The organism is Pseudomonas sp. DSV-1 (genome assembly GCF_035830915.1).
GTDB lineage: Bacteria > Pseudomonadota > Gammaproteobacteria > Pseudomonadales > Pseudomonadaceae > Aquipseudomonas.
In genome coordinates this window covers 2,227,436-2,245,309 of record NZ_JAYMYG010000001.1, presented here as the reverse complement: position 1 = coordinate 2,245,309, position 17,874 = coordinate 2,227,436, and the positions used below count along the sequence as shown (strand labels likewise).

Here is a 17,874-nt window from a genome sequence, read left to right as displayed (position 1 = left end):
TTAACTCACGACCTCATTGATCAATGGAAAAACCCGCGACAGGCAGGTGCAGCCCGGCACGGGCAAAGACCGGGGCGGGATAAGAAAACAGGTATGTGTGATTGAGCTTCGTTCGACGCCACAGCCGTGGCTGGCGAGTTACAGGAAAGGTTCAAGGCAGGCTGGGCGCAAACCTTGGCACTGACCGGGCATGCAAAACCAGGGCGCGCATGGTAGCCGCTGAGACGTGCAAGTTGAAGAGACGGCGATCTGATTTTTCAACCCATAGCGCCAAAAAACGCCCTCCCCGGAGAGCAAAACGCCAACGACACTGTATCCGGCCACGAAAAGGCGCAGGCGAAGCCACCGCACGGGCCTTCAACCGGCCAGAGAACGGCTTCGCTTGACCCGGTACATCTCGCCATCGGCATGGCTGAGCAGCGTATCGGCATCCACCCCGTCTGCCGGATAAAAGGCCACGCCGATACTGCAGGACGGCATGTACATCCCGCCAAACTCGGCGCCCAGCGGCTGAGCCATGACCGCGTTGATCTGTGTGACTTTATCGAGCACGACGTCCTGCGAGCCAATATCCGTCAACAGGACCGTGAACTCATCGCCGCCCATCCGTGCCACGGTGTCCGTCTCGCGCACGCAGCTCTCCAGCCGTCGAGCCGCCATGCACAACACACGATCGCCCATGGCATGCCCGTAAATGTCATTGATGCCCTTGAAGTCATTCATGTCCACGAACAGCAGGGCCAGAGTGCTTTTGCGCCGGTTCGCCGCCCGCAGGGCCAGGTCCAGCCGATCATTGAACAGCGAGCGGTTGGTCAACTTTGTCAGCGGATCATGATGGGCAAGGAAGCGTAATTCATCTTCGGCATCCCTGAGGGCCGTCACGTCCCGCGCAACGCCGATCCGCGCGCCCACATCCTCGGACCAAAAGGCAGCCCAGAGGATATACACGATGCTTCCATCCTTGCGGATGTAGCGGTTGCGAAAATCAACGTGAGCCTGGCCGTTCATGACCCGGGCAATGGAGGCCCGCGTGGTCGCCAGATCCTCAGGATGCATGTAGTCCGTAATAACGGTTCCGGTCAGTTCCTCGGCAAAGTAGCCGAGCAGCGCCTCGCAGGCATTACTGACAAATGCAATCCGGTTGTCCCTGTCGACCACAAAAACCGTGTCCAGCATCAAATGAATCAGCTTGGGGTAGAGAGCGTCCAGGTCAACGGGCATAGGGTTGTGCGTCCGGTAAATAGCGCATTTTGATCATAGAGTGATGGCAATGTAATGGCAAAACATTCCCTTTTTCCGACCCAAGAACTGGACGGGTGGAACGGGCGCCCGCTGTTACCGGGTAAATCAGCGCACCCACTTTACTTGTATACAATCTATTTGAATTCTGTTTACATAAATTCGCGCCTACGACCCCGGCAGTCGCCGGTGCGTACTGCGACGGTTAATAACCATGCAACCTCCACAGCGGCTCGAACCCATCGAGCGTCATCCAGACATGTCATTCAACACGCACACCGATGCTTGCTTGAGCCATCACGGAAGAGGAAAAACCATGCCCAAAACTTTACTGGTCAAAAACGCAGAACTTTTGGTGACAATGGATGGTGAACGTCGGGAGATCAGGCGCGGTGGCCTGTTCATCGAAGACAACCTGATCAGGCAGGTCGGTCCGACCGACACCCTGCCCCAACACGCCGACGTGATTCTGGACATGGCCGGCAAAGTGGTGATCCCGGGGCTGGTCAATACCCACCACCATATGTACCAGAGCCTGACCCGTGTAGTACCGGCGGCGCAGGACGGCGAATTGTTCAACTGGCTGACAAACTTGTATCCAATCTGGGCGCGACTGACGCCTGAAATGATCGCCGTTTCGACCCAAACCGCGATGGCCGAACTGATTTTGTCCGGCTGCACCACATCCAGTGACCATCTCTACATCTACCCCAACGGCTGCAAGCTCGACGACAGCATCCATGCAGCGGCAGAGATTGGCATGCGCTTTCACGCTGCCCGCGGCAGCATGAGTGTGGGCCAAAGCCTGGGCGGTCTGCCGCCCGACTCGGTGGTGGAAAAAGAAAGCGACATCCTCAAGGACTCCCAGCGCCTGATCGAGGACTACCACGACGCCCGTCATGGCTCGATGCTGCGCATGGTCGTGGCGCCCTGCTCACCTTTTTCAGTGAGCCGCGACCTGATGCGCGAATCAGCCGTTCTTGCGCGCCAGTACGGTGTGTCGCTGCACACGCACCTTGCGGAGAACATCAACGACATCGCCTACAGCCGCGAGAAGTTCGGCATGACCCCCGCCCAATACGTCGAAGACCTGGGCTGGGTCGGCCCCGACGTGTGGCACGCCCACTGTGTGCAACTGGACCAGCACGGCATCGAACTGTTCGCCCGCACCGGTACCGGGGTCGCCCACTGCCCGTGCTCGAACATGCGACTGGGTTCGGGGATCGCGCCGATCCGCACGATGCGCGACCACGGCGTATCGGTGGGCCTGGGTGTCGACGGTTCGGCCTCCAACGATGGCGCCAGCATGATCGGCGAAGTACGCCAGGCGCTGCTGTTGCAGCGTGTCGGTTTTGGCCCCGACGCGATGTCCGCCCGCGAAGCACTGGAGATCGCAACACTGGGCGGCGCCAAAGTACTCAACCGCAATGACATTGGTGCCCTGGCCCCCGGCATGGTGGCGGACTTCGTGGCCTTCGACCTTGGTCACCTGGCCTATGCCGGCGCCCTTCACGATCCACTGGCTGCCCTGGTGTTCTGCACCCCGACCCACGTCGACACCAGCGTGATCAATGGTCGTGTGGTGGTAAAGGACGGCCACCTCACCACCGTCGACCTGCCCCGGGTGCTGGAGCGCCACAACCAGTTGGCCCGTCAGTTGGTCAGCGGCGAATGATCCGCTCAAACCGTTGCGCTCTGCACTGAGGGCAACGACGGGCCGCTACTGAGCCCAAAACTCGTCGAATGCGACTGAGAACGTGCTGTTAGACGCATCTAAAATAACAAAAGCGAGCTACTCACCATGACTTCTTCCGCTTCATCTCGTCCAGAGGACGAAAACCTCGGTATTGGCGCCAACCTGGCCTACGGACTTCAGCATGTGCTGACCATGTACGGAGGCATCATCGCTGTCCCCCTGATCATCGGTCAGGCTGCCGGCCTTTCTTCAGCCGATGTTGGCCTGCTGATCGCGGCATCCCTGTTCGCAGGAGGCCTGGCCACATTGCTGCAAACCCTTGGCATTCCCTTCTTCGGCTGTCGCCTGCCGCTGGTTCAGGGGGTGTCCTTCGCCGGTGTCGCCACCATGGTCGCCATTATCGGCAGCAACGGCGCTGGCGGGCTGCCTGTGGTGTTCGGGGCGGTGATTGTGGCGTCGCTGGTGGGCTTGCTGATCACGCCGTTGTTTTCGAGCATCATCAAGTACTTTCCGCCGCTGGTGACGGGTATCGTCATCGTCACCATCGGCCTGACCCTGATGCCTGTCACGGCCCGCTGGGCCATGGGTGGCAACAGTCAGGCCGCAGACTTTGGCAGCACGGCCAACATCGGCCTGGCGGCATTCACGCTGGTGACCGTACTGCTGCTGAGCAAGCTGGGGAGCGCCAGTATTTCTCGCTTGTCGATTCTGCTGGCGATCGTCATCGGCACCCTGGTCGCATGGGCCTTTGGGATGACCGACTTCTCCAATGTGCTGGAAGGCTCACTGGTCGCACTGCCCGAAGTCCTGCACTACGGCATGCCTGAGTTCAAGCTTGCCGCCATCCTGTCGATGCTGATCGTGATCATCGTGACCATGGTCGAAACCTCCGCGGACATTCTCGCCGTCGGAGAGATCATCGAAACCAAAGTCGACTCGAAACGCCTCGGCAACGGCCTGCGGGCGGACATGATCTCCAGCGCACTGGCGCCACTGTTTGGCTCCTTCACCCAGAGTGCCTTTGCGCAAAACGTTGGCCTGGTAGCCGTCACCGGCGTGAAGAGCCGCTACGTGGTGGCGACGGCGGGGTTGATCCTGGTGACGCTGGGCCTGCTGCCGGTCATGGGCAGACTGGTGGCGGCCGTACCCACTGCCGTCCTCGGTGGTGCTGGCCTGGTACTGTTCGGCACCGTCGCGGCCAGCGGCATCCGCACCCTGGCCCAAGTGGATTACCGCAACAACATGAACCTGATCATCGTGGCGACATCGATCGGCTTCGGCATGATCCCGATTGCGGCGCCCAACTTCTATCACCACTTCCCGACCTGGTTCGAGACCATTTTCCACTCCGGCATCAGCTCGGCAGCGATCATGGCCATCCTGCTCAACCTGCTGTTCAACCACCTGCGGGCCGGTAACTCCGACCAACAGTCGGTATTCGTCGCCGCCAGCGATCGCATCCTGCACTCACGGGATATCAGCCGGCTCAACGACGGTGACGTGTTCCGCGATGGCAAGCTGTTCGACTGCAACGGCAAGGAAGTGCCGATTGTGGAGACCGACGAGCACCATGAGCACGCCTCGTCACCCCGTAAAAAGCACTTCGAGCAAGAACACTGATCAACCTTGAACCCAGGAAATCGGCGTAAAGATTTCCTGTCGCGTCAATACGGGCGTTGCTGAGAAGGGATCAGCACGCCCGTACCGCCCGCCTTCTCAGCAGCCGCTCAGCGCCACCTGCCGACGCTCGCCTTCAAAGAACAATGGCCGCAGGCGCACGCCCACGCTATTGCCGATAAAAGCAGCCACGAGCCACACCCAGCCATGCAGGCTGCCCGACGCGATGCCACTGAAATACGCACCGATGTTGCAGCCGTAGGCCAGACGCGAACCATAACCGAGCAACAAGCCGCCGATCACCGCCGCCACCAGCGAGCGGGCCGGGATTTTCAGGCTGGGTGCGAAACGCCCGGCCAGACCTGCCGCCAAGAGCGCACCCAGGACAATGCCCATGTTCATGACGCTGGTGACGTCTTCCCAGACAGGCGCGGCCAGGGCTTTGGCATTGCCCGGCATCTGCCAGAACGCCCAGCTGCCGACATCGACGCCCAACCCGCTCGCGGCCTTGGCGCCCCACAGTGCAAAGGCCGACGTAATGCCCCAGGGCCGCCCGGCCAGGGCCAGCGTGGCGTAATTGAGCAACGCCAGGCCGATCGCCCCCCATACCAACGGCCACGGCCCCCGCAAGAAGCGGCGCAGCCCCTGATGTTCGCTGCTAACGCCCGCTTCCAGCGTGCCATGACGGCCCTTTTCCAGGCGCACCGTCACCGCAGCAATGACTGCGAACACGGCCAGACTCAAGAGCAAAGCCGGAACCACGCCAAAGCTCTTGACGATGGAAACGGGTGCAAACGAGGGCAGCGCAAACCACCAGTCGACATGGTGAGTGGCAATCAGGGAGCCGCAGATAAAGAACAACAGCGTGACCAGCATTCGTGCATTGCCGCCACCGACGGTGAACAGGGTCCCGGACGCACACCCGCCGCCCAGTTGCATGCCAATCCCGAAAATGAATGCGCCGAACACCACCGAAATCCCGACAGGCGCCACCAGACCGACCACCGGCTGGCCAAACAAAGTGCCAGCTCCCAGCGCGGGGAAAAACAGCACCACCGCCACAGCGAGCATCACCATTTGCGCACGCAAACCTGCGCCGCGTCGATCATTGATAAACACCCGCCATGCCGAAGTAAATCCGAAGGCCGCGTGATAGAGCGTCAAACCCAGAGCGGCCCCGACGACCAGCAACAGAACCTGGCGCGAGCCGACACTGTTTTGCAGGAACGCTGCGCCAAACAACAAAAGGACAAAAGCCACCAGTGGCGCGACCGGCTTGCGCGCAGGAGACATGGAAAGAGAACGGCTCATGAGAAATCTCGATACCCAGGGAAGTGATGAATTGCGAAGGTGCCGAGTATAAACCTGCGCGGCGGTCAATTGCTGTGCAGCCGCGTGTAGTCGCTGACGAGTAGAACGAGGCTGCGATCGAGATGGTGCGCCACTGCGACGAAGCGGCCGAAAAACCGGCACACGCGGTATCCCTGATACGACTGCTGCGCAGCCGATCGCAGCCTCGCACGGCTCGTCAGCGGCTACAGAGTTCGTCACCCATCCCGCGTGTAGTCGCTGACGAGGAACGAAGGCTGCGATCGAGCGCGAAGCGGTCGCAAAACCGGCACGCGCGGTATCCCTGATTAACCGTGGAAGCTGACTTTACGACTGCTGCGCAGCCGATCGCAGCCTCGCACGGCTCGTCAGCGACTACAGATTCGTCACCCATCCCGCGTGTCGATCGAGCGCGAAGCGGCTACAACTACATCCCCAACCAGTTCGGCAACGCCAGGGAAACAAACGGCACATACGTCACCAGCACCAGGAACGCCAGCATCACCAGCAGCCACGGCGATACCGCTCGCACCACGCGGGTCAGCGGCATGCCCGTCACCGCCGAGGTGACAAACAGGTTAAGCCCGGTCGGCGGTGTGATCAGCCCGATTTCCATGTTCACCACCATGATGATGCCCAGGTGGATCGGGTCGATGCCCAGTTGCATCGCAATCGGAAACAGAATCGGCGCAAGGATCAGGATGATCGCGGACGGTTCCATAAAGGTGCCCGCAACCAGCAGCACGACGTTGACCACCAGCAGGAACTCAATCGGCGTAAAACCCTGCTCCACCACCCAGGCCGTGATCGACTGCGGGATCTGCTCGGTAGTCAGTACGTGGGCGAACAGCATGGCGTTGGCAATGATGAACATCAGCACCACACTCAGCTTGCCCGCTTCGATAATTACTTTCGGGCATTGGCGTACGGTCATGTCCTTGTAGATGAAGATGGCCACGAACGCGGCATAGACGGCGGCCACGGCAGCCGCTTCGGTCGGTGTGAACATGCCCGAGTAGATACCGCCCAGAATGATCACGATCAGCATCAGGCCCCAACCGGCCCTTCGGCCCGCGACCATGATTTCCTTGAACGAGGCCCGTGGCAGCGATGGCATGTCTTTCACGCGGGCCATGATGTAGATGGTGATCATCAATACAAGGCCCAGCAACAGCCCCGGCACAACGCCTGCCATGAACAGCTTGCCCACCGATGTCTCGGTCGCGGTGGCGTACACCACCATGACAATCGACGGTGGAATCAGAATGCCAAGGGTGCCCGCGTTGCACACAATACCGGCGGCAAAGTCTTGCTTGTAGCCGGAACGCACCATACCCGCGATGACGATCGAACCCACCGCAGCCACCGTGGCCGGCGACGAACCGCTCAGTGCGGCAAACAGCATGCAGGCAAGGATCGCTGCGATGGCCAGGCCACCCTTGATGTGACCGACGCAAGCGTTGGCGAAGTCGATCAGGCGACGGGCTACGCCACCGCTGGTCATGAATGCGCCAGACAGCAGAAAGAACGGAATGGCCAGCAGTGTGTAGTGCTCGCTGGTTTCAAACAGTTTGATCGCCAGGGAACGCACCGAGTCGTTGCTGAAGAACAGGATGGTCATGGCCCCGGACAAACCCAAGGAAATCGCCACCGGAATGCCAATGAACATCAGCACGAACAGGGCGACAAAAAGGAAGGTAATGGTCATTGGTCGGTCCCCTGCTTGTCGTTTTCCGCCAGCTTGACGGCGTCATCCAGCTCACTGTGCAAGCCCAGTCCCTGCTGCTTGCCTTGGGCGATACGAATGAAAATCTGTAGAAAACGAACGAACATCAGGGCAAAACCGATGGGTACGATCATTACGATTTGCCATTGGGCAATGCCGAATCGGTCCAGGTCTTCGGCACTGGTCCCCACTTGATACAAGGTGGCAACCCACTGCTCGCTGGAGTAGGCCATCAAGGCGCAATAACCCAGGCAGATGGCCACGGCGAGCAAGGCCACGCGGCGCTGGTTGGCAGGATTGAACTGGCGCACCAGCAAGTCGACACCGATGTGCGCGCCAATCCGCACGCCCCAGGCCAGGCCGACAAAAATCAGCCAGCCGAACATCGCCTTGGTCAGCGCCACGCTCCAGGTCATCTCCTGGGCGATGTACAAAATACCGTCGCCGATGCTGAGCAAGGCTTCGTTGCCAAACGGAAGTGAATCTCCCAGCGAGTAGAAAATGCCGTAGAGGTTGTTGAACACCACATAGGAAAATGTGACCAGGGTCATTCCTGCAAGCAGGAACGCCACCAGCATTTCTTCCGCGTGGTTCCAGACACGAACAACTGCGTGCATGGGTTATCTCCCTTGAAAAAGCGGTCGCAAAGCGACACATGGAACCGATGCAAACGCGGGCGACCCCACCCGGGGTCGCCAACGACATACAAGGCCTTAGCTGCTTTGGTTGGCTTTTTCGGCGGCTTCGATCACATCCGGGCCGATGGCGCTTTCGAACTTCTTCCACACCGGGCGCATGGCTTCACGCCACTGCTCCCGTTGTTGCGGGGTCAGGCTGATGATTTCGCTGTTGCCAAAATCGACGATCTTCTGCCGTGAGGCCTGGTTCAGCACCTCTGCCTGCTTGTTCACCTCCACCGTGACCTCGGCCATGACCTCATCCAGGGTGCTGCGCACATCCGGTGGCAGGCTGTTCCAGAACTTGGTGTTGGTGATCACCATGTAGTCGATCGCGCCATGATTGGACTCGGTGAAGAACTTCTGCACTTCATACACTTTCTGGCTCTCGTAGTTCGACCAGGTATTCTCGGTGCCATTGACCACCCCGGTCTGCAAGCCCTGGTAGACCTCGGCAAAGCTCATCTTGCGCGGCGCGGCGCGCAGGGCCTTGAACTGCTCATCGAGCACGGCGGAAGCCTGTACGCGGAACTTCAAACCCCGGGCATCCTTGGGTTCCTGCAGGGCCTTGTTGGCGGACAACTGCTTCATGCCGTTGTGCCAATAACCCAGGCCGGTAATGCCCTTGCCTTCCATGGATGTGAGCAGGGCCTGGCCTTGCGGGCTTTGCTGGAAGCGGTCAACCGCATGGATATCATCGAAGAGAAATGGCAGGTCGAAGATCTGGATCGGTTTGGAGTAGTGCTCGAACTTGGCCAGCGACGGCGCCAGCAGTTGCACGTCCCCCAGCAACAGCGCTTCCATTTCCTTGCCGTCACCGAACAGCGAGGAGTTCGGGTAGACCTCGACCTTGACCTGCCCTGGCAGGCGCTCCTCGGCCAGCTTCTTGAACAGCAGCGCGCCCTGCCCCTTGGGGGTGTGTTCGGCGACGACGTGGGCGAACTTGATACTGATGGGATCGGCCGCGCCCGCATGACCGGTCAAGAGTGGAAGTGCGCAGGCCAAAGCCATAAGGGTGTGCTTGAACATGGGTACATACCTCTTGTTGTTATAAGTTTGGTAGTGCCTGGTGTTGCCTTCGTGCGGTTTGAGTCAGACAGGCGCAGCCCCTGCCCGCCGCACGATTCGCCGTGAATGCTCGATCACCGGCGCATCGACCATCTGCCCGTCAACCACGAACACCCCGCCTGCGGACTCAACCGCAGCCAGAATCCGCCGGGCCCGGTCCAGCTCTTCAGCCCCCGGCATGTAGGTGTCGTGAATCAGTGCAACCTGACTGGGATGGATGCACAGCAGGCCGCCAAATCCCATGTCCCGGGCATCGGCAGCCATTCGGGCCATGCCCTCGATGTTTTTGATATCCGGAAAAACGCTGTCCAGCGGCGGCGCCAGTTGCACCAGTCGGCTGTGCAGCAAAATGGCATAGCGGGCCTGGTCGAGCATGCGCTGCGCTGCGGCGCTCGTGCTGCTCAAGCCCAAGTCCAGGCCAAGGTCCAGGGCACCGAACGTCAGTCGTTCAACCCCCGCTGCCCGGGCGATGGCTTTTATTTCAAGCAAGCCCCTGGCGCTTTCGATGATCGGCCAGACGGGCTTGGCGCAAGCCGCCGCCAATTCGACCTGCACGGCGCTCTCTGCCTTGGGCAGCAATACCGCCACCACACCGGGCTGGCGACGGCACAGGTCCAGATCAGCCGCCTGTTGCTCATGCTGCGGCGCATTGATGCGAACCAGCACCCGAGCGTCGGGATTGGCCTCCAGAAACGCCTCCAGATTGGACCGCGCCTGCACCTTCAGGTGTTCCGCCACGGCGTCCTCAAGGTCGACGATGACCGCATCGGCGCCGCTTGCCAGCGCCTTGGCAATACGCTCGGGGCGAGTGGCGGGTACAAACAGCGCTGATCGAATGACTGTTTTATTCATGGCAATTTTATTCATGGCAATGCTCCGTACCGCAGTGTGAGGCGAGGGCCTCACACCGCTCCTTGTTGGTGGAGTCGCTGGATGTCCGTGGCGCCATAGCCCAGTTCGCCAAGCAGGCTGTCGGTGTGCTCGCCCAGGCGCGGCACAGCATCCATTCGCGGTTCAAAAGCGACGTTGCGTCCCGGTGGCAGCAGTGCGGGCAACTTGCCGACCGGACTGTCCACCTCGCGCCAGCGGTCACGGGCCTGAAGTTGCGGATGGGCCCACACCCCGGCCATGTCGTTGACATGGGCATTGGCAATCGACGCCCCGTCGAGCCGTGCGATGACTTCATCGGCGCTCAGGCGGGCAAATTCGTCAACGATGATGGCCCGCAACTCGGCACGATTGTCCGAGCGCCGCGCGTTGGCATTAAAGCGTACGTCGTCCGCCAACCCCGGCTGCAGCAACACCTTGTCGCAGAACTGTTGCCATTCACGCTCGTTCTGCAGGCCGAGCATCACCGTACCGCCGTCCCCCGCAGGGAACGGTCCGTAGGGGTAGATTGTGGCGTGGGCGGCCCCGGCCCGCGGAGGCGGTGCCGCGCCGTCGTAGGCGTAATACATCGGGTAATTCATCCACTCCACCAGGCTTTCCAGCATCGATACATCGATGCGGCTGCCCTCCCCGGTCTTGTCCCGCAACAGCAGGGCCGAAAGCACGCCGGTGTAGGCGTACATGCCCGCCGCGATATCGGCAATGGAGCAACCGGCTTTGGCCATGTCGTTTTCCCCCGGCCCGCCGGTGACGGACAAAAAGCCGCCTTCGCTCTGGATCAGCAAGTCGTAAGCCTTTTTCTGCTCGTAGGGCCCGCCCTCGCCGTAGCCGGAGATATCGCAGACGATCAACCTGGGAAAACGCTCATGCAGGGCTTCGAACGACAACCCCATACGCTGCGCGGCACCCGGCGCCAGGTTCTGCACCAGCACATCGGCCGTGGCCAGCAGCTTGTCGAGAACCTCTCCCGCGTCCGGCTGCTTGACGTTCAGGGTCAGGCTTTCCTTGGAGCGGTTGGTCCACACGAAATGCGAGGCCAGGCCATTGACCCGCTCGTCATAGTCACGGGCAAAGTCACCGGAGCCGGGGCGTTCGATCTTGATCACCCGCGCGCCCAGGTCAGCCAGCTGACGGGTGCAAAACGGCGCCGCGATGGCGTGTTCCAGACTGACAACAGTGATGCCGTCCAGCGGGCGGGGTTTGAATGCCGTGTCGTTCATGATGCAGTCCCTGCAGGAGCGGCAGTGCGGGTCAGCACGTCCAGGTTGTCCAGATGGCGCAGGTGCCACACCAGCTCCACAAGCCCCGTCGCCTGCTCGTCACTGCACGCTCCCGAGAAGGCCAGCAGGCGGCGAAACTTGTCCTCCAGCTCGGCGCGGCTCAGGGTGTTGCCCGGATCGCCCTTGGGCTCATCGATGCTGCCGGACACCGTCCGGCCCTGCACCGTCGTCACCTCCACACGGCCCAGCCAGCGCTGCGGGTAGGCGCCGTCGACGTGCTCGTCCAGCACCATGCTTACCTTGTCGCGAAATGCCCCGATGCGTGGATCGGTCAGTGCATGTTGATGAAACTCGGGCAATCCGGCCTTGCCGTAAACGGCGATCAGGCCCAGCACCGTGCCCATTGAGAATTTGGCCTGGTGAACGGTCTGTGGCACCTGCACACGCCCCAACACGTCGATGGCGCCCTGATGGACTCGGGTGATCACGCTGGCAATGTCTTCAGCCCGCAGATTCTCGCGCTGCATCACCTCCAGCAGGGCATCCGCCGACGGGTGCGTGTGGCGGCACGAGGCGTGAAACTTGAACGAGGTTTCAATCAGGGCCCAACGGCTGCCCAGGCTGTCGGAAAGGCATGCCGGATTGGCGTCGCTGGACATTCCTGCGGCCATGCCCTGCTCGCCTTCGAGAATATTTTTAGCGCCACTCAGGCCCTCGGCGGTGAGGTAGGCCGCCAACAGGCCGTCGGCCGCTGCCTTGGCGGTATGCAGCTGTTTGGAGTCTGCCGCATCGCGCAGAAACTCCCACAGGCCCGCCGCCTGGGTGCCCGCAGTGCCGAGCAGGTGGGTGAACTGCTCCTGATTGAAGTCCATCAACTTGCCCACCCCCACTGCCGCCGCCAGGGTGCCGACCGTGGCCGTGGTGTGGAAGATGCGGTAGTGCGAACGACCGAGGAATTCACCAATACGAATGCCGGCTTCATAACCGGCCACGGCGGCCACGATCAGGTCGCGGCCCGTTTTACCCAGATCCTGGGCAGCGGCCAGCACCGCCGCAAATACCACCGTCGCCGGGTGCAGCACGGAGCTGTTGTGCAGGTCGTCCTGCTCCACCAGGTGTGAGCTGGCGCCATTGATCAGCGCGGCGAAATACGCGGAGCTGGTCTTGCCGCTGACCAGGATTGTGGCCGGTCCGCTGGCCGGGCCCATCATTGCGCCATAGCGCTCGAACAACGGGATGGGGTGCGAGCCCTGGCTGGCCAGGGCCGAGCCCAGCCAGTCGAGAAACAGGTCTTCGGTACGGCTGATCACGGCTTCGGACAACTGCTCGTAGTGCAGGCTGGCCAAAAACCCGGTGAGCGCTTGTGTGTGCTGACTCATTCAGCGTTCTCCATGGCATTCGAAAGTTCGATCAGGTTGAGGTCCGGATCAAGCAGGTAAATCGAGCGGATCGGTCCCCGCGCACCTGTACGCATGACCGGGCCTTCCAAAATCTTCACGCCCTGGGCGTGCAACTGCTCGATGACGATGTCCAGTCGGTCATTGACGATGAAGCACACGTCGGCCGACCCCGGCAGTGGATGCGTAGCCTTGGGTTCGAACTCGGCACCGGCCTGGTGCAGGTTGATTTTCTGCTGACCAAACGACAGGGCATGGCGCCCCTGGCCAAACACTACCGGCTGCATACCCAGCACACGGCTGTAGAAATCCAGACTCCTGGGAATATCACGTACCGTCAGTACCAGATGGTCGAGATGGCTGATCTGCATGCTTAATCTCCGTTAAGGCTCCAGATGTAAATTCGGGTCAATGCTTAGAAAGAACGCGGCAACTCAAGCAGGTGCTCGGCCACATAGGACAGGATCAGGTTGGTGGAGATGGGCGCCACCTGATACAGACGGGTCTCGCGAAACTTGCGCTCGACGTCGTATTCATTGGCAAAACCGAAACCGCCGTGGGTCTGCAGGCAGGTGTTGGCTGCTTCCCAGCTGGCCTTGGCCGCGAGGTACTTGGCCATGTTGGCCGCAGCCCCGGCACTGCGCCCGCTGTCGTACTCCTCGCACGCACGCCAGCGCATCAGGTCCGCGGCCTCAAGCTCGATGTAGGCCTCGGCAATCGGGAACTGCACGCCCTGGTTCTGCCCGATCGGACGGCCGAACACCTCCCGCTCGCGGGCGTACTGCGCAGACTTTTCATTGAACCAGCGGCCATCGCCAATGCACTCGGCAGCGATCAGGGTGCGTTCGGCATTGAGTCCGTCGAGAATGTAGCGAAAGCCCTTGCCCTCTTCGCCGATCAGGCTGCTGGCGGGGATGTGCAGGTTGTCGAAGAACAGCTCGTTGGTTTCGTGATTGACCATGTTGGCAATCGGCTGCACGGTCAGGCCGTTGCCGATGGCTTCGCGCAAATCCACCAGGAAGATCGACATGCCGTCGACTTTTTTCTGCACGTCGGCCAGCGGCGTGGTGCGGGCCAGCAGGATCATCAGGTCGGAATGCTGTACCCGCGAAATCCAGACCTTCTGGCCGTTGATCACGTAGGAGTCGCCCTGGCGCACGGCCGTGGTCTTGATCTTGGTGGTGTCGGTGCCGGTGGTGGGCTCGGTCACGGCCATGGATTGCAGGCGCAGCTCACCGCTGGCCAGCTTGGGCAGGTAATAGCTTTTTTGCGCTTCACTGCCGTGGCGCAGCAAAGTGAACATGTTGTACATCTGGCCATGCACGGTGCCGGAGTTACCGCCGCAGTGGTTCACTTCTTCCAGAATGATCGACGCTTCGGCCAGCCCCAGGCCCGAGCCGCCGTACTGTTCAGGGATCATCGCCGACAGCCAGCCGGCCTCGGTCATGGCGGCCACAAACGCTTCAGGAAAGCCTTTTTCTTCGTCAATCCTGCGCCAGTACTGCGCCGCAAAGTCGGCACACAGGGCGCGCACACCCTCGCGAATAGCGTTGTAGTCTTCGTTCAGATACGGATTCATTGCAGATCCTTATTGTCATTATTCAGTCGAAGGTCACTTCGCTCTTTTGGGCAATACCTTCAGCATTGCCCACCCACAACTCAGCCCTGCCCGCCGCGGCAATGCGACCGCTCACGTCAAAGGGATGAGGCGCAATCAATGGGCGCAGGCCGCGATAAGCGAAGCGGCGCAGCCGTGCATCGGGATTGGCCCGGCAGAACGCGCGCACACTGAGCGTGGCCATCAGCGGGCCGTGAACCACCAGCCCCGGGTAGCCCTCGACCTCGGTCGCATAGGGCCAGTCGTAGTGGATGCGGTGCCCATTGAAGGTCACGGCCGAATAACGGAACAACAAGGTGGGGGTAGGCGTGACGGACTCCTGCCAGGCGCCTTCGGGCATCGGGTCGCCGCTCGCCAGCTTGGGAGGCGTCGGCTCGCGGTAGACGATGTCCTGTTCTTCACGGATCGCCAGCTGGCCGTCTTGAAGGTAGTCATGCTGCACCGTGACAAACAGCAGAGCGCCGGTCTTGCCGTGTTTTTCCTGGACATCGGTGATGGTGGAGAGGCGCGTCGCCTGAGCGCCCACCTTCAGCGGGATGTGGAACTCGATACGACCGCCCGCCCACATGCGGTTGCGATTGTCGGCGGGTGGCAGGAAGCCCCCGCGTGCCGGATGGCCATCGCCACCCAGCTCCCCCGGCGCCACTGCGCTCTGGAAAAAACACCACTGCCACAATGGCGGCAGCGGCTCACCGGCCAGTGGTGCCTGCTCGCCGAAGGTCGCGGCGATGCGGGTAACCAGGTTAAGGCTCAGACAGTCATGGCACTCTTCAGTGCGACCGATCCAGGCAGACAGTGCGTTATCGCTCATCGGTGATTGCCCCGTGGCTTGTTATTTTGACCATGATTGCCAAAAGCACAGCGATCTGTGAATCTGCGTTTCGGTAAGGGGGCGTTCGGTTTTGCTTAACGCCGCAGCCACACAGCAGCATTCATGCCCTGGGAAAATCTGCCATGCACTTTGATCTCGTCGACCTGCGCCTGTTTATCCATATCGCCGAATCCCCCAGCATGACCCAAGGTGCGCGCAAGGCATTCATCTCCCCGGCAGCCGCCAGCGCCCGGATCAAAAGCCTGGAAGAAAACCTCGCCAGCCGCCTGCTCTACCGTGACAGTCGGGGCGTTGAACTCACACCTGCGGGGGAACTGTTCCTGCACCATGCCCGCGTGATCATGCGGCAGGTGGACTACCTGAAAAGCGAGTTTACCGAGTACGGCACCGAGTCCTCGGGGCATATCAGGATCTTTGCCAACACCACGGCGGCCACGGAGTTCTTGCCCGAGATCCTTGCAGGCTTTCTCGCCGAACGTCCGGGGGTGACGGTTGACCTGCAGGAGCGGTTGAGCCGCGACATTGTTCGGGGCGTGCTGGAGGGCTCGACGGACATGGGCATCATTGCCGGCCCGGTCGAGGCCGACAGTTTGCAGGTCATACACTTCAGTACTGACCAGTTGGTACTGGTCACGCCCCTCGACCATCCCCTGGCCGGGCGCACAACCATCAAGCTGGCGGAGACCCTGGCCTATGCGCACATCGGTTTGCACGAAGGCACTACCCTGCTGCGTTTTTTGAGCGAACAGGTGGCCCTGCACGGCAATACGCTGAACATGCGGATCAAGGTCTACAGCTTTGAAGCGATGTGCCGGATGGTCGAAGCGGGCGTTGGCCTGGCCATCCTGCCGGAGTCTTCGGCCCGTCGACATCAACAGACCATGGGCCTGTCAGTCATCGAGCTCGACGAGCCCTGGCGCGTGCGGGAGCGAAGCATTCTGGTCCGTGATCTTGAGGCGCTACCAAAGGTCATCCGCAGCTTGATAGATAGGTTGCTGGCGCAAAACGAGGGTTCTGCCCAGCCTCTGAATCCGTCCGATCACCCCGCTCCCACCCCGGCTTAACGCAACTGAAACCAGGTGGTTTTCAGCTGCGTGTACTTGTCAAACGAGTGCAGCGACAGATCGCGCCCGAAACCGGACTGCTTGCCTCCGCCAAAGGGAATCGCCACATCCAGAGCGTCGACGGTATTGACCGACACCGTACCGGCATTCAGGGCACGGGCCACACGGTGGGCACGATTCAGGTCATCGCTCCACACCGACGCCGCCAGCCCGTAAATGCTGTCGTTGGCTTGCGCCACGGCCTCCTCTTCAGTATCAAAGGCGCTGACGGCCAGGACGGGACCGAACACCTCTTCACGGGAAATGCTCATGGCGCTGTTCACGTTGGCAAATATCGTCGGCTGGATAAAGTTTGAAGAGCCATTGATGGTCAGCTGTTCCCCACCGCTCAACAGCGTGGCACCACTCGCAGTGGCCTGACCGATGGCTTTCATGATGCGGGCTGTTTGCTCGCTGTCGACGATGGCGCCCGCAGCGCTTCCAGGGTTCAGGGGATCACCGGGCAACCAGGCGCGGGACTTGCTGATCAGGCGCTCGACGAATTCGTCGTGGATGGAGCGCTGCACGTAGAGCCGGGAGTTGGCCGAGCACACTTCACCCTGATTGAAGAAAATGCCGAAGGCGGCTTTTTCCGCAGCCAGGTCCAGATCCTGGCAGTCTTCGAACACCAGGTTCGGGCTCTTGCCACCGCACTCCAGCCAGACCTGCTTGAGGTTGGACTGCGCGGCGTACTGCATGAAGTACTTGCCGACCTGGGTGGAACCGGTGAACACCAGGCAATCAACGTCCGGATGCAAGCCGAGGGCCTTGCCGGCGCTCTCGCCCAGGCCGGGCACCACGTTCAGCACTCCTTCCGGGATACCGGCCTCCAAGGCGAGCTGGGCCAGGCGCAACGCAGAAAATGGTGATTGCTCCGCCGGTTTCAGCACCACGCTGTTACCGGCAGCCAACGCGGGGGCCAGTTTCCAGGCGGCCATGTCCAGCGGAAAGTTCCACGGCACCACCGCGGCAACAACCCCCAGCGCTTCCCGGGTGATGGTGGCCAGTGCGTTGTGAGCCGTAGGTGCGACCTGATCATAGACCTTGTCGAGGGCTTCGCCGTACCAGGCAAAAACGTGTGCGGCGCCGGGTACATCCACGTTGTAGGCATCCATCACCGGCTTGCCCATGTTCAGCGAATCCAGCAGCGCCAGCTCTTCGCGATGGTCCATCAGCAGCCCGGACAACCTGATCAGGATTTTCTTGCGCTCCCCCGGGGCCATGCGCCGCCAAGGGCCTGTGTTGAAGGCGCGCCGTGCTGAGCGCACTGCCAGGTTGACCTCTTGTTCGCCGCACGCGGCGACACGGGCCAGCAATTGATTGGTCGCCGGGTTGATGGCGTCGAAGGTCGCCCCGGACATCGAGCTCACTGGCTGGCCGTCGATCAGGGCGGTGTCAATGAAGGTTTGGCGGGCAACACGCTGCTGCCAGTAGTCAAGGTTGAACATGTCAGTACTCCCAAGT

At 61.1% G+C, this 17,874-nt stretch carries 15 protein-coding genes; 3 read left to right on the top strand and 12 right to left on the bottom strand.

Annotated elements, in window-relative coordinates; all coding sequences use genetic code 11:
* Positions 1-357 precede the first annotated feature (357 nt).
* Positions 358-1,221 carry a sensor domain-containing diguanylate cyclase gene (locus VSQ83_RS10630; RefSeq protein WP_326426579.1) on the bottom strand — a complete coding sequence of 288 codons (864 nt, stop codon included), beginning with the start codon at positions 1,219-1,221 and terminating at the stop codon, positions 358-360.
* Between the two features lie 334 nt (positions 1,222-1,555).
* Here VSQ83_RS10630 and VSQ83_RS10625 point away from each other — a divergent pair, with 334 nt between their 5' ends.
* Positions 1,556-2,914, top strand: coding sequence for an 8-oxoguanine deaminase (locus VSQ83_RS10625; RefSeq protein WP_219263105.1), 1,359 nt, complete (start codon positions 1,556-1,558; stop codon positions 2,912-2,914).
* Positions 2,915-3,040: 126 nt separating this feature from the next.
* Positions 3,041-4,555 carry a nucleobase:cation symporter-2 family protein gene (locus VSQ83_RS10620; protein WP_326426576.1) on the top strand — a complete coding sequence of 505 codons (1,515 nt, stop codon included), beginning with the start codon at positions 3,041-3,043 and terminating at the stop codon, positions 4,553-4,555.
* 96 nt (positions 4,556-4,651) lie between these two features.
* Here the strand turns inward: VSQ83_RS10620 and VSQ83_RS10615 are convergent, their stop codons facing one another.
* From VSQ83_RS10615 to VSQ83_RS10570, 10 genes are all read right to left on the bottom strand, one after another.
* Positions 4,652-5,863: a YeeE/YedE family protein gene (locus VSQ83_RS10615; protein ID WP_326426574.1), complete on the bottom strand. Its 1,212-nt coding sequence runs from the start codon at positions 5,861-5,863 to the stop codon at positions 4,652-4,654.
* A 445-nt stretch (positions 5,864-6,308) separates the two neighbouring features.
* The gene (gene dctM, locus VSQ83_RS10610; protein ID WP_219263110.1) at positions 6,309-7,589 is read right to left on the bottom strand and encodes a C4-dicarboxylate TRAP transporter large permease protein DctM; all 1,281 of its coding nucleotides are present in this window, start codon (positions 7,587-7,589) and stop codon (positions 6,309-6,311) included.
* The gene (locus tag VSQ83_RS10605) at positions 7,586-8,224 is read right to left on the bottom strand and encodes a TRAP transporter small permease (RefSeq protein ID WP_326426571.1); all 639 of its coding nucleotides are present in this window, start codon (positions 8,222-8,224) and stop codon (positions 7,586-7,588) included. Before VSQ83_RS10605 ends, dctM begins: the two co-directional genes overlap by 4 nt.
* Positions 8,225-8,320: 96 nt before the next feature.
* Positions 8,321-9,313 carry a TRAP transporter substrate-binding protein gene (locus VSQ83_RS10600; protein WP_133076916.1) on the bottom strand — a complete coding sequence of 331 codons (993 nt, stop codon included), beginning with the start codon at positions 9,311-9,313 and terminating at the stop codon, positions 8,321-8,323.
* Positions 9,314-9,376: 63 nt separating this feature from the next.
* Positions 9,377-10,204 carry an HpcH/HpaI aldolase/citrate lyase family protein gene (locus tag VSQ83_RS10595; RefSeq protein WP_326427701.1) on the bottom strand — a complete coding sequence of 276 codons (828 nt, stop codon included), beginning with the start codon at positions 10,202-10,204 and terminating at the stop codon, positions 9,377-9,379.
* Between the two features lie 50 nt (positions 10,205-10,254).
* Positions 10,255-11,460: a CaiB/BaiF CoA transferase family protein gene (locus tag VSQ83_RS10590; protein WP_326426569.1), complete on the bottom strand. Its 1,206-nt coding sequence runs from the start codon at positions 11,458-11,460 to the stop codon at positions 10,255-10,257.
* Positions 11,457-12,839, bottom strand: a complete 1,383-nt coding sequence (locus VSQ83_RS10585) for an MmgE/PrpD family protein (RefSeq protein WP_326426567.1) — start codon at positions 12,837-12,839, stop codon at positions 11,457-11,459. The genes VSQ83_RS10590 and VSQ83_RS10585 overlap by 4 nt, the downstream gene beginning before the upstream one ends.
* Positions 12,836-13,228, bottom strand: coding sequence for a VOC family protein (locus VSQ83_RS10580; RefSeq protein WP_219263115.1), 393 nt, complete (start codon positions 13,226-13,228; stop codon positions 12,836-12,838). The genes VSQ83_RS10585 and VSQ83_RS10580 overlap by 4 nt, the downstream gene beginning before the upstream one ends.
* A 44-nt stretch (positions 13,229-13,272) precedes the next feature.
* Positions 13,273-14,436: an acyl-CoA dehydrogenase family protein gene (locus tag VSQ83_RS10575; RefSeq protein ID WP_219263116.1), complete on the bottom strand. Its 1,164-nt coding sequence runs from the start codon at positions 14,434-14,436 to the stop codon at positions 13,273-13,275.
* Between the two features lie 22 nt (positions 14,437-14,458).
* Complete coding sequence (locus tag VSQ83_RS10570; RefSeq protein WP_326426565.1) at positions 14,459-15,286, bottom strand: FAS1-like dehydratase domain-containing protein; 828 nt, start codon at positions 15,284-15,286, stop codon at positions 14,459-14,461.
* Positions 15,287-15,429: 143 nt separating this feature from the next.
* On the opposite strand from VSQ83_RS10570, the gene VSQ83_RS10565 reads away from it, so the two are divergent.
* A complete protein-coding gene (locus VSQ83_RS10565) occupies positions 15,430-16,371 on the top strand; it encodes a LysR family transcriptional regulator (RefSeq protein ID WP_219263118.1) in 942 nt (313 codons plus the stop codon).
* On the opposite strand, the gene VSQ83_RS10560 is transcribed toward VSQ83_RS10565, so the two are convergent.
* The gene (locus VSQ83_RS10560; RefSeq protein ID WP_219263120.1) at positions 16,368-17,858 is read right to left on the bottom strand and encodes an aldehyde dehydrogenase; all 1,491 of its coding nucleotides are present in this window, start codon (positions 17,856-17,858) and stop codon (positions 16,368-16,370) included. The genes VSQ83_RS10565 and VSQ83_RS10560 overlap by 4 nt on opposite strands.
* Positions 17,859-17,874: the final 16 nt, after the last annotated feature.